The organism is Corynebacterium sp. TUM25020 (assembly GCF_056388495.1).
The window spans coordinates 248,174-272,905 of sequence record NZ_JBWJFG010000003.1 but is presented as its reverse complement, the minus strand read 5'-3'; the positions used below and the strand labels follow the sequence as shown (position 1 = coordinate 272,905).

At 61.3% G+C, this 24,732-nt stretch carries 24 protein-coding genes and 1 pseudogene; 17 read left to right on the top strand and 8 right to left on the bottom strand.

Annotated elements, in window-relative coordinates; translation table 11 throughout:
- The first annotated feature begins 57 nt into the window (after positions 1–57).
- The 14 genes from hemB (at position 58) to AC05K6_RS05690 (ending at position 15,529) form a co-directional block, all read left to right on the top strand.
- Complete coding sequence (gene hemB / locus AC05K6_RS05755) at positions 58–1,071, top strand: porphobilinogen synthase (protein WP_476728011.1); 1,014 nt, start codon at positions 58–60, stop codon at positions 1,069–1,071.
- Between the two features lie 32 nt (positions 1,072–1,103).
- Positions 1,104–2,003: a hypothetical protein gene (locus AC05K6_RS05750; RefSeq protein ID WP_476728010.1), complete on the top strand. Its 900-nt coding sequence runs from the start codon at positions 1,104–1,106 to the stop codon at positions 2,001–2,003.
- A gap of 11 nt (positions 2,004–2,014) precedes the next feature.
- Positions 2,015–2,551 carry a hypothetical protein gene (locus AC05K6_RS05745; protein WP_476728009.1) on the top strand — a complete coding sequence of 179 codons (537 nt, stop codon included), beginning with the start codon at positions 2,015–2,017 and terminating at the stop codon, positions 2,549–2,551.
- A 5-nt stretch (positions 2,552–2,556) separates the two neighbouring features.
- A complete protein-coding gene (locus AC05K6_RS05740; protein ID WP_476728008.1) occupies positions 2,557–5,328 on the top strand; it encodes a heavy metal translocating P-type ATPase in 2,772 nt (923 codons plus the stop codon).
- 66 nt (positions 5,329–5,394) lie between these two features.
- Positions 5,395–6,726, top strand: a complete 1,332-nt coding sequence (gene hemL / locus AC05K6_RS05735; RefSeq protein ID WP_476728007.1) for a glutamate-1-semialdehyde 2,1-aminomutase — start codon at positions 5,395–5,397, stop codon at positions 6,724–6,726.
- Positions 6,727–6,823: 97 nt separating this feature from the next.
- Entirely contained in the window at positions 6,824–7,429 is a 606-nt protein-coding gene (locus AC05K6_RS05730) for a histidine phosphatase family protein (RefSeq protein ID WP_448307812.1), read from the top strand.
- A gap of 2 nt (positions 7,430–7,431) precedes the next feature.
- Entirely contained in the window at positions 7,432–8,040 is a 609-nt protein-coding gene (locus tag AC05K6_RS05725) for a TlpA disulfide reductase family protein (RefSeq protein WP_476728006.1), read from the top strand.
- Positions 8,041–8,838 carry a cytochrome c biogenesis CcdA family protein gene (locus tag AC05K6_RS05720; protein WP_476728005.1) on the top strand — a complete coding sequence of 266 codons (798 nt, stop codon included), beginning with the start codon at positions 8,041–8,043 and terminating at the stop codon, positions 8,836–8,838.
- 84 nt (positions 8,839–8,922) lie between these two features.
- Positions 8,923–10,587 (top strand): cytochrome c biogenesis protein ResB, encoded by a 1,665-nt coding sequence (locus AC05K6_RS05715; protein WP_476728004.1) that lies wholly within the window; start codon positions 8,923–8,925, stop codon positions 10,585–10,587.
- A gap of 74 nt (positions 10,588–10,661) precedes the next feature.
- Positions 10,662–11,756 (top strand): c-type cytochrome biogenesis protein CcsB, encoded by a 1,095-nt coding sequence (gene ccsB, locus AC05K6_RS05710; RefSeq protein WP_476728003.1) that lies wholly within the window; start codon positions 10,662–10,664, stop codon positions 11,754–11,756.
- Between the two features lie 16 nt (positions 11,757–11,772).
- Positions 11,773–12,861: a dTDP-glucose 4,6-dehydratase gene (gene rfbB, locus AC05K6_RS05705; RefSeq protein ID WP_476728002.1), complete on the top strand. Its 1,089-nt coding sequence runs from the start codon at positions 11,773–11,775 to the stop codon at positions 12,859–12,861.
- Positions 12,862–12,880: 19 nt separating this feature from the next.
- The gene (locus AC05K6_RS05700) at positions 12,881–13,588 is read left to right on the top strand and encodes a dTDP-4-dehydrorhamnose 3,5-epimerase family protein (RefSeq protein WP_476728001.1); all 708 of its coding nucleotides are present in this window, start codon (positions 12,881–12,883) and stop codon (positions 13,586–13,588) included.
- Positions 13,588–14,463 (top strand): glucose-1-phosphate thymidylyltransferase RfbA, encoded by an 876-nt coding sequence (rfbA, locus tag AC05K6_RS05695; RefSeq protein ID WP_293792191.1) that lies wholly within the window; start codon positions 13,588–13,590, stop codon positions 14,461–14,463. The genes AC05K6_RS05700 and rfbA overlap by 1 nt, the downstream gene beginning before the upstream one ends.
- Before the next feature lie 4 nt (positions 14,464–14,467).
- Positions 14,468–15,529 (top strand): phosphotransferase family protein, encoded by a 1,062-nt coding sequence (locus AC05K6_RS05690; protein ID WP_476728000.1) that lies wholly within the window; start codon positions 14,468–14,470, stop codon positions 15,527–15,529.
- 11 nt (positions 15,530–15,540) lie between these two features.
- On the opposite strand, the gene AC05K6_RS05685 is transcribed toward AC05K6_RS05690, so the two are convergent.
- Positions 15,541–15,885: a hypothetical protein gene (locus AC05K6_RS05685; RefSeq protein WP_476727999.1), complete on the bottom strand. Its 345-nt coding sequence runs from the start codon at positions 15,883–15,885 to the stop codon at positions 15,541–15,543.
- 85 nt (positions 15,886–15,970) lie between these two features.
- Between AC05K6_RS05685 and AC05K6_RS05680 the strand changes: the two genes are divergently transcribed.
- Both AC05K6_RS05680 and AC05K6_RS05675 read left to right on the top strand, forming a co-directional pair.
- Positions 15,971–16,363 (top strand): DUF4229 domain-containing protein, encoded by a 393-nt coding sequence (locus AC05K6_RS05680; RefSeq protein WP_293792185.1) that lies wholly within the window; start codon positions 15,971–15,973, stop codon positions 16,361–16,363.
- Positions 16,364–16,423: 60 nt separating this feature from the next.
- Positions 16,424–16,573: a hypothetical protein gene (locus tag AC05K6_RS05675; protein ID WP_293792184.1), complete on the top strand. Its 150-nt coding sequence runs from the start codon at positions 16,424–16,426 to the stop codon at positions 16,571–16,573.
- On the opposite strand, the gene AC05K6_RS05670 is transcribed toward AC05K6_RS05675, so the two are convergent.
- From AC05K6_RS05670 to AC05K6_RS05655, 4 genes and pseudogenes are all read right to left on the bottom strand, one after another.
- Positions 16,570–17,466 (bottom strand): 1,4-dihydroxy-2-naphthoate polyprenyltransferase, encoded by an 897-nt coding sequence (locus AC05K6_RS05670; protein WP_476727998.1) that lies wholly within the window; start codon positions 17,464–17,466, stop codon positions 16,570–16,572. The genes AC05K6_RS05675 and AC05K6_RS05670 overlap by 4 nt on opposite strands.
- 50 nt (positions 17,467–17,516) lie before the next feature.
- Positions 17,517–18,854, bottom strand: a complete 1,338-nt coding sequence (locus AC05K6_RS05665; RefSeq protein ID WP_476727997.1) for an AMP-binding protein — start codon at positions 18,852–18,854, stop codon at positions 17,517–17,519.
- A gap of 21 nt (positions 18,855–18,875) precedes the next feature.
- Positions 18,876–19,862, bottom strand: a pseudogene (locus AC05K6_RS05660) (IS481 family transposase).
- Complete coding sequence (locus AC05K6_RS05655) at positions 19,859–21,097, bottom strand: MFS transporter (protein ID WP_473963880.1); 1,239 nt, start codon at positions 21,095–21,097, stop codon at positions 19,859–19,861. Before AC05K6_RS05655 ends, AC05K6_RS05660 begins: the two are co-directional and overlap by 4 nt.
- A gap of 66 nt (positions 21,098–21,163) precedes the next feature.
- Between AC05K6_RS05655 and AC05K6_RS05650 the strand changes: the two genes are divergently transcribed.
- Positions 21,164–21,895 carry an ArsR/SmtB family transcription factor gene (locus AC05K6_RS05650; protein ID WP_476727996.1) on the top strand — a complete coding sequence of 244 codons (732 nt, stop codon included), beginning with the start codon at positions 21,164–21,166 and terminating at the stop codon, positions 21,893–21,895.
- A 153-nt stretch (positions 21,896–22,048) separates the two neighbouring features.
- On the opposite strand, the gene AC05K6_RS05645 is transcribed toward AC05K6_RS05650, so the two are convergent.
- The 3 genes from AC05K6_RS05645 to AC05K6_RS05635 form a co-directional block, all read right to left on the bottom strand.
- Positions 22,049–22,465, bottom strand: a complete 417-nt coding sequence (locus AC05K6_RS05645; protein ID WP_448307824.1) for a hypothetical protein — start codon at positions 22,463–22,465, stop codon at positions 22,049–22,051.
- Between the two features lie 206 nt (positions 22,466–22,671).
- On the bottom strand, positions 22,672–23,646 hold the full coding sequence (locus AC05K6_RS05640) for a DoxX family protein (protein WP_476727995.1): 975 nt from the start codon (positions 23,644–23,646) through the stop codon (positions 22,672–22,674).
- Between the two features lie 83 nt (positions 23,647–23,729).
- On the bottom strand, positions 23,730–24,692 hold the full coding sequence (locus AC05K6_RS05635; protein ID WP_476727994.1) for a 1,4-dihydroxy-2-naphthoyl-CoA synthase: 963 nt from the start codon (positions 24,690–24,692) through the stop codon (positions 23,730–23,732).
- Between the last annotated feature and the right edge of the window lie 40 nt (positions 24,693–24,732).

Here is a 24,732-nt window from a genome sequence, read left to right as displayed (position 1 = left end):
GCGACCGCGTGACGGGGCGATGAACTCCCGTCCGAGCGCGGGAGTAGCATCGTGGACATGACTTCGAACTACACCCCGTTTCGCCGTCCCCGCCGACTTCGTACGTCCCCGCAGATGCGTAATTTCACTGCGGAGACGGATCTGAACCCCAACAGGCTGGTGCTGCCGATGTTTATCGCTGATGGGCTGGATGCGCCACGCGATATTACGAGCCTGCCGGGGGTGCAACAGCACACCGAGGATTCGCTGTTGCGCGCAGTGGAAGAAGCTGCGGAGGCGGGCGTGGGCTCCATCGACCTGTTCGGTGTGCCCCGGGACGAAGACAAGGATGCAACCGGTAGCCAGGCGGTGGCCGAAGATGGCATTCTCAACCACGCGGTGCGCGCCGTTCGAGAGCGTTTCGGCGACGATATTTTGGTCATGGCCGACACCTGTCTCGACGAGTTCACAGACCACGGCCACTGCGGTGTACTTTCCACGGATCGCTTTGGCCACCAGATCGTTGACAATGACGCCACCCTGCCGCAGTACGCCAAAATGGCAGTAGCCCAGGCGGAGGCCGGCGCCCACATTGTGAGCCCCTCCGGAATGATGGATGGACAGATTCGCTACATCCGTGAAGCACTGGATAATGCCGGCTTCCAGGACGTGTCAATCATGGCGTATTCCGCGAAGTACGCCTCCGCGTTCTTTGGACCTTTCCGCGAGGCCGTTGGTTCCTCGCTGCAGGGCGATCGCCGCACCTATCAACAGGATCCGCGCAACCTACGGGAATCCATCTTGGAAACCCAACTGGATATCGACGAGGGTGCGGACATGGTTATGGTCAAGCCCGCAATGCCATACCTGGACGTGCTGCGTGAAATAGCTGATATTTCTCCGGTGCCGGTCGCGGCCTACCAGGTCTCCGGGGAGTACGCGATGATCTCCGCCGCCGCCCACAAGGGGTGGATTGACCTGGACGCTTCGATTATGGAATCCATGTACGGCATCCGTCGCGCCGGAGCAGACATCATCCTGACCTACTGGGCCACCCGCGTAGCCCAGACGCTCAATGGCAAAGATGCTTAAACGACAGTAATCACAGTAGGCTAGGTGGCTGTATGAACAGCACCGACAGCAGCGCACGAATGAATACCCAACAACAAGATCCACGCCAGATGGGTGGGCCGCACACCGGCTCCCAGCAGCGGCCACCGATGGCGCCACAGGGGTATGGCATACCCCAGGGAGCCCCAGGGCAGCAGGAGCCGCTGGGCACCTCGAAACCGCCGAAGCCGCCGAAGGTGGGCCGCAAAGACGGCCTAGCTCCGGATATCAAGAACGCGCCAGAGGACGTACGTTACGGCGTGTGGGCATGGCTGAGCGTCGCCGTTTTACAGCTCTTGGCCAGTGTGGTGCAATTCGTGGCAAACATTGTGGATCCACGTGCGCTGACGCAGAGCAGCCAGGGGATGCTGGACAGCCAAAGCGGCTTGTTCGCCAGCGTTTTGGCAGATCAGGATGCTTCGCAGATCGCCACGCAGGTGAACATCAGCTCGCTGGTGTGGGGCATTATTGCTTCCGCCGTCTGTGCATACCTGGCCTGGCGTGCGGGACGGGGCGCACCGTACTCGCGTCTCTTCCTCAACGTGGCCTCCGTGTTCATGATCTTCAATGCAGTGCTCATCACGTTTGCTAGCGGGCCAGAGTACATGCCCGTAGGGTTCGTGCTGATCATTGGCATCTTGACCATTCTTTCTGGAGTGGGTGCCGCGCTGGGACTCTGGTTTATGTCCCGCCCGGATAACCGTGATTGGTTGGGCATCCCCAGCGACAAGGAGATGGATAAGTACGCCAAGGAGCTCGACGAGTATCGGGCGGAGACGCGGCGTCAAAAAGAAAACCGTCAAAAAGAAAACAGGGACAGGGCAAAGGAAAAGGCGAACGCCAAGACAAACGCAGGCACGGGCGAGGACAGCGACCGCACCAACCACAACGACCACACCTGGGGAGGGCGCTAAGCATGCCTGCAATGTTCCCTTCGATGGTGCCGAGCGGTGACGACCAAAACCGCAAGGTCCACTATTGGAAGCCGGGCGACCCCACACCACGCATTGTTATTGTCTCGTTTGCGATGCTGCTGATCCTGGGGATACTGATGATTTTCTTTGGGGTTCTGTCGTTGACAGCCTCGTGGGATCGCGAACCGCTGAATCCCGAGGAAGCAGAGCGCATGAACTTTGTCCGCAACAATGTGCGCATTCTCGGTGCAATCAGCATCGTGGTCGGCGCCGTGTTGGCGTTCTTCTCCCGCGGCATACGTGATGGTAATCGCAGCAAGCGACGCCTGGTGCTGTGGGCTGGTGCGATCGGTATCTTCTTTATGCTGGCAGGGTGGGTTTTCCAGTTCACCGGACCGGGGCAGGCTGTTTTGGCGTTGCTGTTGGCCGTAGCGTTGCTTTTGGCCTACAGGCCCGCTGCCAATCCCTATTTTGACGCCGGGAAACCGTCGACCGAAGCTCCCGTCGAGGGCGATGGCACCCTTCCGGGAGACACACTGCGGGGCTAGGAGAAATGTCAGAAAACGATTCTCAGATCGTACCGACCAGTAGCCGAGTCGCGAGCAAATCTTCCGTGGAGGTCGACGACGTCGACGAAGCCATCCTGCAGGCACGCGAGGCTGCGGCGAAGGCTGGCTTCGACATGGATCGCTCTCCCCAGTCGCCGGAAGAAGTCGAACGCGCGACCCAGGAGCACTGGGGGTTGACCAGCTTCGCCTATCGAGTGGAGGGGCTGGAAAGCGCGGTGGATGCCACCACCGTAGAAACCGAACTCAACAACATCTCGGGCGTGCAGGCCGCCGTGGTGTACTCCACGGGAATGGTGTGGATCTCCGCAGAAGATCAGGTGAGCCTGACGCAGATCCAAGAGGTGCTGGAAAAACACAACCTAGATAGCTGGCTGACCGATTCCTCGCTCCGCCGTCGCGCCGCCAGGCTGGAGATTGAGGAAACCCGTCGACGTATGCGGCGCCACGCCAGTGCCCACCGACGCGCGTGGGCGGCAGCAGAAAGCCGCAAACGACGCGATGCAGGCAAGGTGGAATTCGAGCGGTTCCGGCGCAATAACCCCTTCGACCCGACGGAAGGATTACACACCGCCCGGCAGCTCATTACCCGCATGCGGCTGATCGTCGCTGTGCTGCTTGGGTTACCGGTGGTGGTAATGCAGCTGGTTTCCGCCTGGCAGTTCGACTACTGGCAGTGGATCTGCCTCGCACTAGCCACCCCGGTGGTCACATGGTGCGCGTGGCCTTTCCACCGGGCTTTCCTCGGTGGGCTTAGGCGCGGACAATCGGCACTCGACGGTGCCAGTTCCGTGGCGATTTTATTGGCCTATGTGTACTCGGCGTGCATGTTGATCTTCTCCTCGGCTGGCAATGTGGGCTGGCAGAGCCACCAGGTGCTGTTCGCAGGCGTGTGGTCTACCCAGCACCTCGAAGGTGCAGTGTTCTTTGACGTGGCCTGTGGCGGAACGATCCTGCTGCTGTTCGGCAGGTTGCTATCCCGCCGGACCGCGCTGCGCTCCAAGTCGATCTTGTCCGTGCTCACGGTGCCCGCGGCCAAGGAAGTCACGGTGGTGCGCAAGACACGCAAGTCGAAGACTGAAAAGAAGAACATTCCGATTGCGGAGATCCGCACGGGGGATGACATCATCATCCCCACCGGCATGATGGTGCCAAGTGATGGCGAGATCATTAGCGGTAAGTCCCTTGTGGACATGGGGCCGGTCGGTGGTTTGCACCGTACCTTTGAGGTCTCTGTTGGCGATCGGATTTACGCCGGCGCCCGAAACCACGGCGCCGCATTGAAGATGCGCGTGCATGCGACAGGTTCCTCTACCCGCCTGGCCGCGATGCACCGGTGGGTGCGCGGTTCAGCTTTGGACGAAACCCGTTTGTCCCAGCTGACAAACCGCACCGCCAGCCTGCTGGTGCCGTGGGCGTTCGGCCTGGCCATTGTAGACTTCATTGCCTGGTTGGCGATCACCAAGTCCGTTGACGCAGCAATGGCAACGGTGCTTTCGTTGTTGGCCGTCGTGGCTCCGGTCGCATTGGCTCTGTCCGCTCCGCTGGCGCTGCGATTGGGACTTTGGCGTGCTGCCACTTCCGGCGCGTTGCTGCGCGATACGGGTACGATTCACAAGCTCGCTGAGGTTGACGCCATTATCTTCAACCGAGTCGGCACTCTCACTGAAGGACCGATGCACGTCATCGGCGTAACCCCTTCCAAGGGAGAGAACCCGGATCTGATCCTGCGCGTGGCGGGAGCGCTTTCCCTGGAATCGAACCACGCCGTTTCTCGCGCGCTGGTGCGTGCCGATCGAGAAGCACGTGACGCGGGTACAGGTGGGGAGGGGATCCCGCATTGGTTGGATGTCGGTGAAGTGAAGATCACCAAGGACGGCACGTTCGAGGGCATGGTAGAGCTGCCAGTGGAAGGGGAGATGCGCAATGTGAAGGCGCGTCTGTGGCGTCCGCATGACCTCGGTGAGGTGCGCGATCCACACCTGGCGACTGCCGTGCTGAGCGGCGGTTCCCCCGTCATCGTGAGCTGGAAGGGCAAGGACCGCGGGGTAATTAGCCTGGCGGATAGCTTTAAGGACGATGCCCCGGCTGCCATTGATCGGCTGGAAGACATGCAGTTGGAGACCTATATGCTCTCCCGCGACATCTACCCGGTGGCTCGCCGCACAGCTAACTCTATTGGCATCTCCACGGTGCTGGCAGGTATTGCGCCGAACCGCAAGGAGGCGACGGTGCGCGGTGTGCACGCCGCGGGTGTGCGCGTGGCAATGGTGGGTGACAGTGATGTGCTGGGTGCCCTACGAGTGGCGGACGTGGGCATCCTCATGGCCTCTTCGAACCGTATTGACCCGACTGCTTCTGAGGTGGCGGACGTGGTGATGCAGCGCGAGGACGTATCGGCTCTGCCGGAGCTGGTGAATTTGGTTCGCCACGTGCGCAACACCACTGACTGGAATGTGTGGTTGTCCTGGACCTATAACGTCGTCGGCGCGATGCTAGCCGTTGCCGGTGTGCTTAACCCACTGTTGGCAACTTTGTTTATGCTGCTCAGCTCTACGCTGATCGAAAGTCGCAGCGCGCGTATCCTGCACCGCAATTACGCGCGGGGCACATTGCGCCAGACGCACTCGTGGCAGGGATGGGTAGCCCGTCGTAGGGAGATCCGCGAACTGCGCAAGCAGGAGAAGCAACGCGCCGAGGCTATTTCTCTAGCCCGTGCTGAGGCATTGGACGAGGAGATTGACCAGGCACAGGCCTAGCCGCGCTAGGCTGGTGGGGATTGCAAGCTAACCACTTTTCCGGAAGTGGCGGAAAGGATTCCTTTCGTGTCTGTCAACGTCGATGCGCAGCACTCTGACAACTCCAACCATCAGGCCAGTGCCGAGGCCATGGATCGGGCACGTGCCCTGATCCCGGGCGGTGTGAACTCGCCAGTTCGCGCCTTCGGGTCGGTAGGCGGAACCCCACCGTTTATCACCTCCGCGCAGGGATCCACGCTGAACGATATCGACGGGAACTCTTATGTGGATTTGTTCTGCTCCTGGGGGCCGATGATTCACGGTCACGCTCACCCGCAGATCGTCGAGGCAGTCCGTGAGGCCGCAGGCCATGGCCTGTCCTTCGGCGCCCCGACCACGGTGGAGGTGGATCTGGTGGAGGAGATCGTCCGCCGCACCTCGGTAGAAAAGGTGCGCTTGGTCAACTCGGGTACTGAGGCCACCATGTCCGCTATTCGTCTGGCGCGAGGCTATACGGGACGCGACAAGATCCTGAAGTTTGAGGGCTGCTACCACGGCCACGTGGATTCGCTACTGGTTGCGGCTGGTTCAGGCGTCGCTACCTTTGGCCTGCCGGATTCCCCGGGCATCACTAAGGCCGCCGCCGGCGACACTGTCGTGGTTCCCTACAGCGACGTGCAGGCCGTCGAGAATGCTTTTGCCTCCCACGAGGGCGAAATTGCCGCGATCATTGTCGAAGGCGCGCCGGGCAACATGGGCACGGTAAACCCGCAGGGCTTCAATGCAGAGCTGCAGCGTATCGCCCACGCCAATGGCGCTCTGCTTATCGTCGATGAGGTCATGACTGGCTTCCGCGTCACCGAGTCCGGCTGGTTCGGCAAGGACGGTGTGGCCGGCGATCTCACAACCTTCGGCAAGGTTGTTTCGGGCGGCCTACCTGCCGCCGCATTTGGCGGTAAGGCGGAGATCATGGACCACCTCGCGCCGGTCGGCCCGGTGTATCAGGCAGGCACGTTGTCGGGCAATCCCGTCGCCGTTGCGTCGGGTCTGGCCTCTTTGAAGCTCGCTGACGCCGCCGCGTACCAGAAACTCGATGCGAATGCCGACACTTTGGCAGGCATCCTGTCCGATGCTTTGACCAAGGCCTCCGTCGCTCACAACATCCAGCGTGCAGGAAGCATGCTGAGCGTGCGCTTTGCCGAGGGGGAGGGCACGAACTTCGCCGATATGAAGGCAGCAGATACCTTCCGCTACCCGGCGTTCTTCCACACCTTCTTGGACGCTGGGGTATTTGCTCCGCCGAGCGTGTTTGAGACCTGGTTCGTCTCTACGGCGCTCAGCGATGCGGACTTTGAGAAGATCGCGGCAGCTGCCGCTCCAGCCGCCGCGGCTGCTGCGGTAGCCACCCCCACCCGCTGAAGCCTGATACCACAAAGCTAAAACCCCAGTAAGAACCCCTTAAAGCAGGGATCGCCTTACTTGGGTTGAGGTGGTCGGCACGCTAAGCTAGGTGACCATGGCAACGATCGTTCACCTTGTACGGCACGGAGAAGTGCACAATCCGGATCGCATTCTCTATGGCCGTCTGCCCGGTTATCACCTCTCCGAGCGAGGACGGAACATGGCACACGCCACCGCCTCTGACCTCGCTGATCACGATGTGGTTTACCTGGCCGCGTCCCCACTCGAGCGGGCGCAAGAAACCGCCCGCCCCTTTGCAGAGAAGCTCGGGCTGGACGTAACGACGGACGAGCGGATCATCGAGGCGGGTAACGAATTGCAGGGTCTGCACATCAAGGGTGTGCGCAGTGCTCTGTGGAATCCGAAGCGTTGGCCGATGCTGAAGAACCCCACCATTCCCAGTTGGGGTGAGCCTTACCAGGAGATCGCCGAACGCATGTGGCAGGCCATTGACACCGCGCGTGAAAAGGCGCGAGGGCATGAAGCCGTATTGGTGAGTCACCAGCTGCCCATCGTGATGATCCAACGCGACGTCCAGGGGCTGCCTTTGGCACACAACCCAGCGGATCGACAGTGCGAGCTGGCATCTGTGACCTCGCTGGTGTACGACGGCGGACACCTGACGGATATCTTTTACTCCGAGCCAGCACAGGAGATTTAACCGTGCGTAAAACCACCACCGCAGCGCTTGCGGTCTGCCTCCTTGCCAGCGGCGCGGCACTTGCTGCGTGCGGCGAAGACAACACCGCAGGTACTAATGCCGTGGCTAGTGGCGGCAAGTTTGAATTCGTGTCTCCCGGCGGACAGACAAGCATCCACTACAAGCCCGAGGAGCGCAAAGAGGTCGCTGACTTCACCGGCACAAACCTGAATGGCGACAAGGACATCAACCTCAGTGACTTCGAGGGACAAGTCGTGGTGCTCAATGCCTGGGGTCAGTGGTGTGGCCCCTGCCGTAGTGAATCCGATGACCTGCAACGAGTGCAGGAGAAGCTGGAGAAGCACGGAGGCGGTACCGTCCTGGGCATTAACGTGCGAGACAGTGTTAAGGAGAAGCCACAAGATTTCGTGAAGGATAACGGGATTACCTACCCGTCGATTTACGATCCGCCGTTTAAGACTGCTCTGGCACTAGGCGGCGTGCCGGCCTCCGTCATCCCCACCACCATTGTGTTGGACAAGAAGCATCGCCCGGCACATATCTTCTTGAAGGAAATCACGGATAAGGAACTGTGGGAGCAGGTCGAACCGCTGTTGAATGAGGACAAATAAATGATCCTCGCGGAGTCGATTGGAGAGACCTTCGCGGATACGGCAGCCGCCGGTCCGTTGTTGCTTGCACTGCTGGTCTCTGCGGCTGCGGGCCTGGTTTCCTTCGCCTCGCCGTGCGTCATCCCACTCGTGCCGGGCTATATCTCCTACCTAGCGGGAGTCGTTGGCGCGGAAACTGAATTCACCGAAGAAGGCACGGTGGTTAAGGCCAGGCGTGGCCGGGTGGCCACTGCTGCACTGTTGTTTGTGTTGGGCTTTACCGTCGTATTTGTGCTGGCCACGGCCACAGTCTTCGGCGTGATCAGCGCCCTGACTTTGAACCAAGCACTCTTAATGCGCATTGGTGGCGTGGTGACGATCGCCATGGGTGTGGTGTTCATGGGGTTCATCTCCCCGCTGCAACGCGACACACGCCTGAGTCCCAAGCGCTGGACGACTATCGCCGGCGCGCCTCTGCTGGGCGGAGTTTTCGCCCTGGGCTGGACCCCCTGCCTAGGCCCCACGCTTGCTTCGATCATTTCGGTTTCCGCCGGTACCCAGGGGATGACAGCCGCCCGGGGTGTGATCCTCATCGTCGCCTATTGTCTGGGGCTCGGGCTACCATTCATTGTCGTGGCATTGGGATCCTCCAAGGCACTGACGGGGATCGGCTGGCTAAGTAAGCACTCCCGCACAATCCAAATGATCGGTGGCGCACTACTTATCATCGTCGGTCTGCTGCTGGTCACCGGCCAATGGTCGGTGTTTGTGGATTACATCCGAGAGGTCTTTATCTCGGATAAGACCTTGCCGATCTGATCTGCCCGGGTTACTGACCCGAGCGGGGCGTCGAAAAAGTAGGCGTCAATAAAAACGAGAAAGCGAAAGTACGAGAGAGCAACCATGCTGAAGACGATCCTGAGCCTGCCGAAGAAGGGCTGGCTGTGGCTCACGAAGATGAAGACTGCCCTGGTGCTGCTTTTCCTCCTGGCGCTGGCTGCGATCCCGGGAGCGCTGCTACCACAGCGGTCGCTCAACGAGGGCAAGGTTGCCGAATATATTGACGCCAACGGCAAGACCGCCCAGGTCTTCGACAAGTTGCAGCTTTTCGATGTCTTTAGCTCTACGTGGTTCGTGGCCATCTACGTGTTGCTCTTCATTTCCCTAGTCGGCTGCATCCTGCCACGCAGCATTGACCACTACAAGGCACTGCGTTCCTCCCCACCACCGGCGCCGAAACGCTTGGACCGCATGCCGTATCACTACTCCGGCACCGTCGATGAACCGGTGGAAGAGGTACAGAAATCCCTGCGGAAGGAATTCAAGGGCTGGAACCTCAACGAGGTCGATAAAGATAACGACCGCGCCGGGGCATGGTCCATCTCGGCGGAAAAGGGATATCTGCGTGAGGCTGCGAACCTGGTGTTCCACTTGTCGCTGGTTGGCATTCTCATCGCCGTGGCGGCGGGCAAGATGGTCTACTACGAGGGACAAGTCATCGTGGTGTCCGGCACCGAGGGCGAACAGTCGCAGTTCTGCAACTCCGCGGTGTCTAACTACGATTCTTTCCGCAATGGTCCGCTCTTCGACGGCACAGGGCTGACCCCCTTCTGTGTTCACGTCAAGGACTTCAAGGGTGACTATCTTCCAAACGGCCAGGCAGTGGGCTTTGAGTCCAACATTGACTTTGCCGACAAGGAGACCGCCTTTAAGTCCACGGATCAGTGGCAGCACGAGACGCTCAAGGTGAACCACCCACTGCGCTTCCAGGGCAACCGTGTGTACCTGCAGGGGCACGGTTATGCTCCAACGTTCACCATTACGTGGCCGAACGGAGAAAAGCGCACCGAGACCGTACAGTTCCGCCCGGACGACATGACCTACTTCTTGTCCTCCGGTGCGGTGCGCTGGGACCCGCCGGCAGGTATGTACCCCGACCTACAGGAACGGCGCAAGCACCAGATTTCGCTGCAAGGACTATTTGCACCGTCGGCAGAGTGGACCGGTCCAAAGGGGAAGATCCTTTCCTCCAACTTCCCGGCGATGCGGGATCCGGCAGTGGCCATCGACGTCTATCGCGGTGATACTGGCCTGGACGGTGGCCGTAGCCAGAACATCTTCTCGCTGGATCGTGAGGCTTTGCATTCCGGTCAGATGCAGATGCTGGACCGAGTGAACCTGACGAAGGGTGAGTCCGTCACCTTGGACGACGGCACGAAGATCACCTTTGATGGGGCAAAGGAGTTTGTGAATCTGCAGATTTCCAAGGACCCAACTACCACGTGGGTTCTGGTGTTCGCCCTGCTCATGCTGGTTTCCTTGGTCGGCTCCCTGGCTGTGAAGCGTCGTCGTTTCTGGGTACGCGTGACCCCTGAGGGTACCGGCACGCGTATCCAGATCGCCGGGCTTTCCCGTACAGATTCCGCCGGTTGGGGTAAGGAATTCAACCGTCGCGCCGAGCGCGTACTGGGGTTGGAAGAAGAAGCCCTCGACGAGGATTACGACGTGGACACTGCCGATTGGGAAGATCACGTGGACGATCACCTGTCTTCTCACCCAGATAGGTGATTGTGGAAGCGCGTGAACAGGGGCTAAGCTGTCACTTTGTAGCGATTTAAGACTTTTCTTTAGAAGGATTTTCGATGCAGATCGATCCACAGCTATCCGATTTCTCCGACTTAGCCTTCCGCACCGCGGAGGCTTTGTATCTGCTGGCCCTTGCCGTGTCGCTTGTGTTCTACGGCATTGTGCGTATGGCCAATGACCGTCGCCACCAGCGCGCCGTTGAGCTGGAGAAGCTACGTGCCACGGAATCTGCGAAGGTCAACTCCACTGCGAAGGTCGCCGTCGGTGCGGGCGTTGGCGCTGGGGTGGATTCGGTTGCTGACGAAAGTAGGGCCGAGGAGCCTGACTATGCGGTTTTCGAAGCACAACTGCCCGAGCGCCTGCGCTCTGAGCAGGTAACCAAGTCTCTGAATCGCGCGGACAAACTGGGTGGTATTACTCAGGCTCTGGTCTGGCTGGCCGTGGCGATGCATGCCGTGTTCGTGGTTCTGCGTGGCATGGCTACGAACCGCTTCCCGTGGGGCAACCTCTTCGAATACGTCGGCGTGGTCACGTTGTTTGCCATGGTCATCGCTGCGTCTATGGTGCGCCGTAAGGCCATGCGTGTGATGTGGCCATGGATTCTGACCCCGGTCGTGGGTCTGCTGTTCTACGCAGGCACCAAGCTATACGCAGAGACCGCTCCGGTGGTACCGGCGCTGCAGTCTTACTGGTTCGTCATCCACGTATCCGTGGTCTCTATTGGCGCCGGCATCGGCTTGATCTCCGGCATGGCTTCGCTGATGTATCTGGTACGCCGTGCACAGCCGAAGGGCGAGGAAAAGGGTTGGCTGCGGACGTTCGCCGCTCCGCTGCCAGAGGCTAGCAAGCTGGACGCGCTGGCTTATCGCACCGCCGTGTGGGCGCTGCCGATTTTCGGCCTGGGCGTCATCTTCGGCGCCATCTGGGCGGATGCTGCATGGGGACGCTTTTGGAACTGGGATCCGAAGGAGACCGTATCCTTCATCACTTGGATTCTCTACGCCGCTTACCTGCACGCCCGCGCCACCCCGGGCTGGCGTGGCCCGAAGTCGGCGTGGATCAACGTCTTCGCCTTCGCCACGATGGTATTCAACCTCTTCTTCATCAACATGGTGGTCTCCGGCCTGCACTCCTACGCCGGCCTGAACTAGTCACCAAAGGAACAGCGTGAGCACTTTCTCTACTGTCCTCGTCACCGGCGGGGCGGGTTTCATCGGAGCTAATTTCGTCCACCGCACGCTGGAAACCAGGCCGGACGTCAAGGTTTTTATTTTTGACGCCCTCACGTATGCCGCTAATCCGCTGAATTTACGGACGGACGAGGGCATCCCGCTGGAGGATGCCTATCCGGGGCGGGTGGAGTTCATCGAAGGGGACGTGGCAGACGCCCCGGCATTCCGGGCCGCCTTGGAGCGAGTGATCGCGGCGAGCGGCACCAGCGGGCAGCCTTCCTCTGAGAGGGTAGCGATTGTGCACTTCGCGGCGGAAAGTCATAACGATAATTCGTTGGCCACACCGGCGATTTTCGCCCGCACAAATGTGGAGGGCACCTTGAATGTTGCTCAGGCTGCCGCTGATTTTGGTGTGCGCCTGCACCATATTTCTACCGATGAGGTTTTCGGCGACCTTGCTTTGGATGACCCGAATCGTTTCACGGTGGATACCCCGTACAATCCGTCCTCGCCTTACTCGGCTTCGAAAGCTGCGGCGGATCACTTCGTACGCGCGTTCGTCCGCTCGCGGAGACTGCAAGCGACGATTTCGAATTGTTCAAACAACTACGGGCCACGCCAACACCCCGAAAAATTCATCCCTCGCCAGATCACCGGCCTAATCGAAGGGCACAAGCCCCGGTTGTACGGAACAGGTGAGAACGTGCGCGACTGGATTCACGTGGATGATCACAACGACGCGGTGTGGGCGATCCTCGACTCCGGAAAAGTGGGGCAGACCTACCTGATCGGCGCGGAGGGGGAGCGATCCAACCTACAGGTGGTACGCGATCTACTGGAGATCTTCGACCGTCCGGCGGATGATTTTGTGCATGTTACGGATCGCCCAGGCCATGACCGGCGCTATGCCATCGACCCCAGCAGTATCGCCGAGCTGGGGTGGCAGCCGCACTTTACGGATTTCGCTTCCGGGCTCGCCAAGACAGTGGAGTGGTATCGCCGCAATGAGAAGTGGTGGGTTGAATCCAGGGCGGCGTCCGAAAGAAAGTACCGGGATAACGAGCAAGAGATAGATCCCGCGTAGCGCCGCTAAAGTAGAAGCTATGAGTGATACGACCTCGCGCACCGATGAGCTACTAGCCGCCGCTGAACCCGGCAGCATCGTGGATTTACCGATCCCCGGAACCTGGGCGTATGTGCCTCGCGTGCATGGCGACGGCCGGGGCAGTTTCCACGAGAGCTTCAAAGCGGAGGCTTTTGGTGAGAAGCTCGGTTACCCCTTCGAAGTAGCACAGGGGAATCTCTCGCGCTCGTCGCGAGACGTGGTGCGTGGCATCCACTTGGCAGACGTTCCTCCGGGACAGGCGAAGTTTGTCAGCTGCCTGGCGGGTGCTATTACCGACGTACTCGTGGATGTGCGGGTGGGGTCGCCGACATTTGGCCAGCACATCACCGTGGAGCTGTCGGCGGAGAATAATGTCAGCGTCTACGTACCCTTGGGCGTAGGACATGGTTTCCGTGCACATGCAGACCACACGACGGTGAACTACCTGGTCACCGAAGCGTATAACCCAGAGCGGGAATACGGCATCGACCCGTTTGATACGGAACTGGCTGTGGCGTGGGGCGTCACGAAGGAAGAAGCCGTGCTCTCGGACAAAGACCATGCGGCGCCGAGCCTCAGTGAGGTACGCGATCGTTTGCCGAACTACCGGGAGGTACGCGCATGGGAAGCACAACTGCGCGCGGATTGGGCCGAGGCGCTGCAGTCGGCTGATGAGTGGGCTCCCGAGCAGGGAGATACCAACTAATGAAGGGCATCATCCTGGCCGGAGGAACCGGTTCGAGGCTTTGGCCGATTACACAGGGCGTCTCCAAACAGCTAGTGCCCGTGTACGACAAGCCGATGATCTACTACCCACTGACCACCCTGATGCTGGCAGGGATCCGCGACATCCTGGTGATCACCACGGGTGCGGATGCGCAGCAGTTCCGCAGCCTCCTCGGCGATGGCTCGCAGTTCGGAGTACAAATCAGCTATGCGGTTCAGGATCAGCCGAATGGTCTGGCTGAGGCCTTTATCGTTGGCGAGGACTTCATCGGCGATGACTCCGTGGCTCTGGTTCTGGGCGACAACATCTTTTACGGCACCGGCCTGGGAACCCAGCTGCGGCGCTTCCACAACCCCGAAGGCGGAGCGATCTTTGCCTACTGGGTGGCCGAGCCAGAAGCCTATGGCGTGGTGGAGTTCGACCGCGAGGGCACGGCGCTGAGCTTGGAGGAAAAGCCCGCCGAGCCGAAGTCCAACTACGCGGTACCGGGGCTGTACTTCTACTCCAACGACGTAGTGCAGATCGCTAAATCACTGGAGCCCAGTGAGCGCGGGGAGCTGGAAATCACCGACATCAACCGTCGCTATTTAGCCGAAGGACGCCTGCATGTGGAGGTACTGCCGCGCGGAACCGCCTGGTTGGACACCGGAACGGTAGATGATCTCGCTGCTGCCGGCGACTTCGTCCGTGCCGTAGAACAGCGGCAAGGCCTGAAGATCAGCTGCCCGGAGGAAGTTGCTTGGCGCCTGGGGTATATCGATGATGCACAACTGCGGGCGTCAGCAGACAAACTAGGCAAAAGCGCATATGGACAGTACCTCAGCGCATTAATGAAACGCGGAAAAGAGCGGTAGACAAGTGGCTATTTCTATCGAGACGATCCCAGGCCTGGTGGCGCGCACATGGCGCGATCTGGAGTGGTCGGGGCAGCGGGTGCCGAAGCAGGGCATCGACCACGCGGTGGTGATTCTGGACGGGCTGAGATCCAAGGAATACGAGCTTAACGACATGCTCCCGGAATCTGTCGTGGTTCGCGTGCCCTTTGAAAAGGAATACCGAGCACAAGCCATGCTGGAATCTTCGCTGATCGCGCAGCTGTTCCGCCGCACCAAGGTGCGCGTGCCGGGGACGGTGCGGCAGGCCTACGCGCGCGGGACTTTCAACACCGCCGAACCCGTGATGCTGACCATGCAGACGGAAATGCTGGGCGAACCACTGAGCGCGGAATTGTGGCAGTCGCTTTCCGCCAGCCAACGTGCCTGGGTAGCCGAGCAGCTGGGAAGTCTACTGGCCACGATGCACGCCTTCGACCCCGATGTCCTGCCAATGAGCCGAGTGGATTCCTGGTGGACTGACGGTGCTGCGACCTCCACTCTGAGCCATGCCCCGCGCACTCTTCCGGGCAAAAACGAACTGATGAAGTCTCGGGTGGAAGCGAATCTGGTTCCACACCTCACGGCCGCGGAGTTGGACTTCGTAGAGCAGGTATTTGGCCAGATTGATGACCTTTTCGCCCGGCCGAACCAGCAGCGGGCGCTGACTCATGGCGAACTACATGAGGAACACATGCTGTGGAACGCTGAGGGCGGCGTGGGCGTCATCGACTTCTCCGACATGACGGTCGGTGACCCAGCGCTGGACTATGCGCATTTCGCCGGGATTTCTCCAAACCTTCCGGAGCTGGTGTTCGAACAGGCGATCATTCAACATGAACAGCGTCGCCAGGCACCTGCCGTGCCAGGCGTGCCGCCGCCGATGCCTGGACCGTTGTATCGAGCGGCCGACGGAGGCCGGACCTCGGAAAGCTCCGAGGATACGGACGTGTTGCGCCGTGCTGAGATCTACAAGAACTGGGACAATATCTTCCTGTTGATCGATCACTATCGGACAGGGCGCTCACCCCGCGTGGAGCTTTTGTAGGTTCGCTAGCGCTACTCCTGCTCAGGATCGTTGTTGCTCTGGTTCGGGTTGTGCTGCTCTGGTTCCTGCTGCTCGCGTCGCCGGAGTTCCTCCCGTCGCTCCACGCGTCGTTGACGCTCAGCCTCTTCGGCTTCCTTGGCCTCTTGTGCACGCCGCTGCTTGAAGCGCTCTTTCTCGATGTTCCATAGAAAATCCGGGTCGTCGTCCGGCCCCTTGTGGTTCTTCGCCACTTCGTTGTTTCTATTGACGCCCCCACGCCGGCGCTGCTGAGCATTTCCCCAGGTCTGTGGACCGAATGCTTTCCACAGCAGTACGAGAGTGACGATGAACAAAGCGAGCAAAAGAAGTCGACCCATGTATACAATCCTAAAGGATCCTCAGACGAGCACCTGCGGCTTGACGATTAACGGAACTTCACGGGCTAAACGTAGTGTGGTGTGCGTGGCTAACGAAGATGTGAATGCGAAGAACCAGGCTAAGGCTTCGGCTGATACTGCGGCCGCTGGCGATGAGGGCGTCAACAAGAAAGACGGCAAGAACCTCGACAAGGGCAAGGCGGTCCGTGACGTAGCGCTATATGCCTTCCTGCGCCTGCTGCTGTTCCTGGTGCTGACGTTCATCATCCATTCGATCGTGATTTTGCTGGGCATGGCAGACTACTTCCCACTGCTGGTGAGCATGACGCTGGCGCTGATCCTGGCGCTGCCTCTGTCGATGTTTATGTTCAAGGGGCTGCGCCTGCGCGTCACCGAACAAATCGCGCGGTGGGATGCCGAGCGCCAGGCTCACCGGCAGGAGCTACGCGACCAGCTGCGCGAGCGCTTGGACGATTAATTTCTCTACAGTTTGTCCACCGATCTTGGTGGCGGTCATCTGCGGATTAGACTCGCTGCTATGAACGGCAAACCGCGGGACGTGGTTGTATGGGCAGACTCCCGTCACCAACGCAAGAAGCAGATCGGCGGCGCTACGATAACGTGGCGAGCAGGGCTTACCCGCGAGATCGAAGCGAAGGTTCGTTTCCACGGGGTGGAGTTTCGCTAGGCCAACAGCGCGGCGACAAACTCCAGGATCGACCACAGCAGCATTCCACGCCCCAGCATGCCCAGCACGGGGATTAGCGCCTTTCCTTCGGCGCCACGAGTTACAGGGCTGGCGGCAATCACAAACAGCGGCACAGCCAGCAGCGCAAGCAGCCCCCACCAGTGGCCGACGCTAATGCCGATAGTCACCACTACCGCCAGGGCGACCAGCCCCACCCACAGTCGGCGGGTGTTTGCATCCCCCAGACGCACAGCCAACGTGATCTTTCCGGTGACAGAATCAGTGGGAATATCGCGCAAGTTGTTGGCTAGGTTCACCGCGCTGGAAAGGCTACCGACGGCAATGGCCAGCAGCCCGCCCCGCCAGCTCACGGCGCCGGTCTGGGTGAACTCCGTGCCCAGCACCGCCACCAGGCCGAAGAAGACGAACACAGCTACTTCGCCTAGTCCCCGATAACCGTACGGGTTCTTTCCACCGGTGTAGAACCAAGCGCCCGCAATGCAGGCCACACCTACGAGTACTAGCCACCAAGCGCTCAGCACGCTCAGCACAATGCCGGCAACGGCACCCACTCCGAAGGCGGCAAACGCGGCGTACTTCACCTTCCGCGGTTCCACAAGGCCACTGCCGGTCAGACGCAGCGGCCCGGAACGGTCGTCGTCCGTTCCCTTGATGCCATCGGAGTAGTCGTTGGCGTAGTTCACGCCCACGATCATCGCGAGGGCAACAACCCCGGCCAGAACCGCCCGCAGTGGGTTGGCGGCACCCTCCAGGGTGGCGGCAGCTGTGCCCGCAAGCACAGGGGAAATGGCGTTGGCCCAGGTGTGCGGGCGTGCCCCTTCGAGCCACTGAGCTGGGGTTGCTCCGGGGTGCTGCCTGCTGGTGGAGGTCATGGTTCGCCTTTCTAGAGCTCACACTCTTAATGGCACTTGTACAAAAACCTTTATTCTAGTCCCCCAAGAGGCGCGGCTTTCTTAGTGCTCTCCTGCAACATTGCGCGCAATATTTTCGCGGCCCGTTGGCGGTCGGTTTTCCCCGGGCCGGTGGTTGGCATTTCGTTGATTACCCAGGCGCGCCGGGGGAGTAGTTCGGGCTTCACCTGCCCGCGCATGGCTGTACGCACCATCTCGGTAATGTCGGGCGCGGTTATGCCGGACGCAGTGGTGTCGGGCACGGTGGCTCGGGCAACGCCGTCGTTGAGAACTACCAGCACCCCAATCGATTCGCCGAACTCTGCATACTGTGGGTCTTCTATGCCCGCGGCAAAGGCAGCTTCCGCGCCGGGAACGCTTTGACAAAGGGCCTTTTCAACCTCCTCGGGAAGTACCTTGTATCCGCCCGTGTTGATCGCCCCGTCGGCGCGCCCCAGAATCCGCAGCACGTCACCGTCCAGCACTCCAATGTCGGAGGTTAGAAACTCTCCCGCAGTCGGGAACGCCTCTGCTGGGTTCACGTTGCGGTAGCCGTCGGCCACCATCGGTCCCGCGATCCGCACCCGCCCGGCTCCGCGCTCGTCGGCGTCACTAATCCGCACCCGTGCTCCCGGTAGGCAATGCCCGTTGTATACCATCCCTCCGGCCGTTTCGCTCGACCCGTAGGTCAGTGCGATCTTCGCTCCTGCTTCCGCCATCTTCTTTATGACGCCATCACGCGCTGCTGCCCCGCCCACCAGTACACAGGCGTAGCGTGTCAGTGCTTGCACGGCGGCGGGGTCTGTGGCGATCCTTTCCAGCTGTGCGGGGACGAGGGAAGTGTAAAGATCTGCACCTGGATAAGTGTCTGCGAGGTGCAGCGTGTCCGCGACGAAACCAGCTGTGTTGAAGTGCGATCCCTGCTGTAAGTGCTGGGCTGCGATGGGAGTATAGCCCGCTCGGAGGCTACGGAGTAGGACTTGCAGCCCGGCGATGTGATGCGCTGGAAGTGTGAGCAGCCATGCCCCTGGTTGGGCTTGAAAGTGGTGCTCCATGAAGGAGACGGTGGCGTCCGCACTGGTGGTGAGTTGGTTGGGGCCGAGCACTGCGCCTTTCGGGGTGCCTGTGGAGCCGGAGGTACAGGCGATGAGTGTGCCCGGCGCTACGCTGTCTGCTTTGTCTGTGCTTCCCGCGCGCATTTGTTCCGGCAGGTCGGGGCAGGTTTGTTGCCAGTCCGCAGGGAGTGGGAGGAGGGAGAGTTCCTCTGCGAGGAGTTGCTGGAGTGCCTCCAGGGAGTCGGCGAAGAGTTCGGGCGAGGAAGCGCTGATGACAGTTGGCTGCAAGGGAACGGAGGCGGGATTTCCGGTCATGCTGACCAATGTACAACCTGCCTAGATGTACTGATCGGGGACGTTTGTTAATCGCGTGAAGGGTGGCTGGTTGCCGCAGGCGGTGTGGGGCCTGTGGTGGTTGTAGTAGTGCAGCCAGCCCTCGAGCTCACCGCGGCGCTCGGCTTCAGAGGTGTAGCAGCGGGCGTAGGCCCAGCCGTCGGCCAGGGTGCGGTGGAATCTCTCGATCTTCCCGTTGGTCTGCGGACGATAGGGCCTGGTGCGCTTGTGCTTGATCCCGAGCTCATGGCAGGTGTCTCGCCACAGGTGTGAGCGGTAGGCGCCTCCATTGTCGGACAACACCCTCTCGACGGTGACGCCACGCTGGTTGAACCACTCGACAGCCCGGACCAGCACGGCAGTGGCGGTGAGGGCGGTTTCGTCGTCATGGATCTCGGCGTAGGCGACACGGGAGTGGTCATCGATGACGGTGTGGACGTACGCCTTTCCCATCAACGGGTCCCGCCACTTGTTGCGAGGCTTGTCCGGGGTGGCAGCGCGGTTGCGGTCGCCTTGTTGTCGGCCGACGTAGCGCCAGCCCCGCCGTCAGGGATGTTGCCGAGCTTCTTCACATCGACGTGCAGCATCGCCCCGGGATGGTCGTGCTCGTAACGGCGAACGGGCTCTCCCGTGGCGCGGTCGACATGGGAAAGCCGGTTCAGGTGCGCGTCGACCAGGGTCCGATGGACCGTCGACGGGGCGATCCCGAGCCGGCACGCGAGCTGGACCGGTCCTTCGCGCAGGCGCAGGCTGAGCTGGATGCAACGCCTGGTCGTGGCTTGGCTGGTCTTGTTCGGCGACCGGTGGGGCCGTGAGGAGCGGTCCTGCATGGACTGGCCGGTGCGGTAGCGGTCGGCCCAGCGCTTCACGGTGGGCCAGGAGACCTGGAATCGGGCTGCGACTTCGCTGACCGGCCAGCCCTGGTCGACCACGAGCCGGGCGACGATCAGTCGGTGGCGGGGTGTGAGGGGCAGCGTTGGGGTGGCTCATCGCGGGTTCTTCCTCGACCTGCGGGAGCGGGTGAAAGTGACCAAGACCAGGACGGCTGCTCCGACCCACCAAAGTCCTGCTGCGGCTCCGGTTCTCACGAGCAGCGGCGTTCCGCTCCACCATCCGGCTGCCCAGCTTCCGAGGGCCACGCCGAGGCTGGTTCCTGCCTGTCGGAGGGCGTTGTTGAGCCCGCTGGCCACTCCTGGGCGGCCAGGCCAGGCGGACAGGCTTTCGCCCACGATGGCGGAGGTCATCAACCCGAGGCCGACCCCGATGCCCAGCAGCCCTGGGGCGAGACCCATGGTTCCCGGCAGCCGGCCCAGCGTCGCGAGTCCCACGGCGCCGACGGCGAATCCCAGGGCAGCGACGCGGCGTCGGCCGAGGCGGACGACAGCCCTCCCCGAGAGGGGGCCGAGCACGACGAATGGCGCTGTGGCGAGCAACAGCAGCAGTCCAGTCGGCCCGGCACCCATCCCGAGCCCGGACTGCAAGTGGACCGTGACGGCCTGGAGAGTGCCGTTCGCGCCCGAGGTCATCATCGCTGCCGCGATCACGGACCCGACCAGCGCACGCTTGGCCATCTCGCCTCGACCAGCGGCGGCGGGCGGGCCGGCGTGCAGGACCGCAGGGCGAGCCGCATGCAGCTGGCGCCCGGTCCCCCACGCGGCGAAGAGGCCGAGGGGCACATTGATCCAGAACACGGCCCGCCATGACAGCGCGGCGACGAGTAGACCGCCCACGGCGGGTCCCAGCGCGGTCGCCACGGCGCTGATGCTCGACCAGGCCCCCAAGGCCTTGGCTCGCTCACCGGGCTCGGGCCATGCCTGGCTCAGGGCGGCCAACCCGGCCGGCAGCATCACGGCAGCAGCCAACCCCTGACCCCAGCGGGCCGTCAGGACCACGAGCCATGTCCCGGCCAGCCCTCCGAGCAGCGACGCGGCGGTGAACACGGTGATGCCGACCAGCAGGGCGCGACGTGGCCCGATGCGGTCGACCAACCACCCGGCGGGCAGCAGCGCGAGGGCGAGGGGCACGGTGTAGGCATCCACGACCTGGGCCCAGCGCGCCACGGGCACATGGAAGGTGCGGCCGACCGTGGGCATCGCCACGTTCATGGCCAACACATCCAGCAGCACCAGGAACATGGGGATGCACAACACTACGAGCAGGAATGTCCCGCCGTTGCGGCGGGCACCACCCCGGTGTGAGGCGGGGGCATCAGGAGAGAGGTTCATGTCGACCACGATAAGGTATGGACGCTTCGGTGGCGGTCGAAGTGTGACGGGGTGAGAATGGGTGACATGGACCCACAGCCAGACATCGCCTCGGTGGCCGCGCACTTCGCCGATCGGTCACGCGCCGCGATGATGCTCGAACTGCTCGACGGCAACGCCCGCCCCGTGACGCGCCTGGCCCAGGTGGCAGGGGTGCGCACCTCCACCGCCAGCGAGCACCTGTCCCGCCTGGCGGGGGCAGGACTGCTCGTCGTCGAACCCGAGGGACGGATGCGTCGCTACCGGCTCGCAGGCCCCCACGTCGCGGTGGTCCTGGAGTCGTTGATCCCTCTGGCGTCCACCCCTGGCGTCACGGGGCTACGCCAGGCCAGCCAGTGGGACCGGTTGCGGGTGGCGCGCAGCTGCTACGACCACCTGGCCGGCAGTCTGGGCACCGACATCCTGGCGGGCCTGGTCGAGGTCGAGACGCTGCGCCGCACCGACGGCATCCAGGGCACCGTTCGGGGTCCGCTCGATGCCATCGCCGGCCCGACGGCCACCGGCTACGTGCTGGGTCCCCACGCTGCCCAGCACTTCGCCCGGATCGGTATTGACCTCGCCGTGGTGCAGGCTGGGCGTCGTCCCCTGCTGAAGGTGTGTACGGACTGGACCGAGCAACGCCACCACCTCGCTGGAGGACTCGGAGCCGCGCTCATGCGCGCCCTCATCGACCGAGGGTGGATCGAACGCCGCCCCGGACGGCGCGACCTCCTAATCCACAAACCAGAGGACATTCAAGACTGGCTCACCACTGCCTGACTCGATCAACATCTCCGGTCAGTACACCTAGAGGTGTGCCCTGTCCCTGTGACGGCTTGTAAGGGGTGCGACATTCGGAGGAGGGGGAGGGGGCGAAGCAAAACCCCCGCGCGCAAGAGGTGCGCACGAGGGCTATGTTGCTCCGGCGAGGGGTTAGTCGGCCTGAAGACCGAATTCCTGGACGCGCTTTACAGTGGCTTCCAGCTCCTCCGGGCCGGGTAGACGCTTATGGATGGCCAAGAAACTAGCCTGTACATCCTGGCGAGTGGCCGGGGTTTTCCCGGTGTCGATGAGGTAAGCGACGATGTCGAGGTAGGAGGGGCTGCGTGTATCCAAGGCGTTCAAAGAAGGGGTCGGGAGATCGTTGTTTGCCTTTAGGTAGTGGCGATACTGTGCGGGAAGGAGGAGGGAATCTGTCTCGGTTGGTGCGTGTGTGTTGCGTGTGCGGTGTGCATTTGCGACGCGTGTGCCGGCGGCGTGAATCGACGCAAAATGCGCAGCCGGATCAGGGCCCTTGGTGGTGACAGCGGTTCGGAGCTTAGCTCGGAGCTGGTTGAATGGGTTAAACATGATGCCTACCCTCCTTCCTTCGACGACGTTGAGTTTCTAACGATAGAACATAGGGTAGTTAACAACTGTTGGGAACGTCAAGTATTTTTTGTTCCAACCTTAAGTTCGTACTTGAAAGCAACAAAACCCGCCGGGAAGCTATCAGCTCCTCCGGCGGGGTAGTGGTGGGCGAGCCTTAAAAGTGGCTCGCGGATGGCGTTTGGCCTTTAGTCGCCACCGCCGCCATCTCCGCCGCCGTCACCGCCAGCATCGGAGCCACCGTCAGAGCTGGAACCAGAACCAGAGCTGGAGAAATCGCCGAAGCTGTTGCTCGACGGTCCATTGCCCTGGTTGCTGTTCCACTGGGTGGTAGGCGCATCGGCATTGGAGCTGTCGCCATATTGGGAGCTACCAAACGGAGTGGCATTGCTGCCGCCGATGACACCGGCACCACCCGCGGCGGCGCTGGTGTCGCGGCGTGCGTTATTCCACATGTTGTTGCTCTGGTTGTTAGCACCTTGGTTATTCAGGCTCTGGTTGTTAGCGCCTTGGCTATTCAGGCCCTGGCTATTCGAGCGCTGAGCCGGGGAACCGTAATTGCCGAAAGGATTCTGCCCCGGATTCTGCCTCTGAGCCTGACCCTGCGCCTGCCCCGAATTCGGAGCCATATTCTGATTCCCGACCGATCCAGCCGGCGCACCTGCGGGTGCAAAGTTGCCGTTGTTTAGGCCGAAAGCTTCATTGCCCCTAGCCGTTTCAGCCTCCTTGGCCGTCTTTTCCTTACGTTCCTTACGGGCACGTACGGGCGTCATAAAGAGGTAGTCCAAGCTAAAACGGCCGGAGCCATACGCTGCCAGGGCGAGACCCGCGGCGCCCAGAAGACCGACAAGCTCCCAGCCGCCATCGGAAACGAAGGCACCCTTACCCCAGTGCGCGAAACCAAATGCGAAGACCATTTGCACAAACAAGATTGGGCCGACGATCCGAACCAGCAGACCCAGGATAAGCAGCACACCGGCAGCGAGTTCGAAATATGTTGCGAACTGTGCGGAAGCGTTCGGCCATGGGACGCTCATGGACTCGAAGGATTTAGCGGTACCGTCGATGGTCCAGGAATTGTATTTTTGCCAACCATGCGCCAGCAGCACGATGCCCACCAGGATGCGGGAAATGGTGATGCAAACATCTTTATAAATGTTCATGCTGCTAACGCTACCAAGTTAGCGCTGCTCCGGGCTGGCTAAAAGCAAGAGCGGCTAAAAGCAAGGGCGCACCCTAGTTAGCCCTAGTAGTAATAAGGGAAGGGCTCCCAGCGTGGCTCACGCTTCTCCAAAAAGGCCTCCTTGCCCTCGACCGCTTCGTCGGTCATGTAGGCCAGTCGTGTGGCCTCGCCCGCGAAGACTTGCTGCCCCATCAGACCGTCATCGGCCAGGTTGAAGGCGAACTTCAGCATGCGCTGGGCAGTGGGGGACTTCGTGTTGATCTCGCGAGCAGCTTGAATAGCCTCGTCCTCCAAGCTGCCGTGGTCAGCGACGATATTCACCGCGCCCATCTGCTGCATCCGCACGGCGCTATATGTCCGGCCCAGGAAGAAGATCTCACGCGCGAACTTCTGCCCCACCATCTGCGCCAGATACGCCGAGCCATAGCCTGCGTCGAAAGACCCGACATCCGCATCGGTTTGTTTGAACCGCGCCTCCTGCCGGGAAGCAATTGTCATGTCGCACACCACGTGCAGCGAGTGTCCACCACCTGCAGCCCAGCCGTTAACCACGGCGATGACAACCTTCGGCATCGTTCGGATCAGACGCTGCACTTCCAGGATGTGCAGGCGGCCTCCCTCGACCTTTTCGCGTGCCGTATCCACACTCGACTCATCCGCCGCTGCCACGTCCCCAGTGTGCTCGGTGGCATAGCGGTAGCCAGAACGACCACGGATACGCTGATCGCCGCCGGAACAGAAAGCCCAGCCGCCGTCCTTCGGGGATGGCCCGTTGCCGGTCAGTAGGATCGTGCCGACATCCGGGGTGCGACGCGCGTGATCTAGCGCCCGGTACAGCTCGTCGACGGTATGAGGACGGAAAGCATTGCGCACTTCAGGGCGGTTAAATGCGATACGCACGATACCATTCGCCCGCCCCTCGCCGACGTGGCGATGGTAGGTGATGTCGGTGAAATCGTTGACACCGGGGGTGTCCACGGGTCGCCATAGTTCGGGCTTGAAGGGATTGCTGCTGTTTTCGCTCATGTTCGCCATTCTATCGGGCAGCAATTTTTGGCAAGGTAGG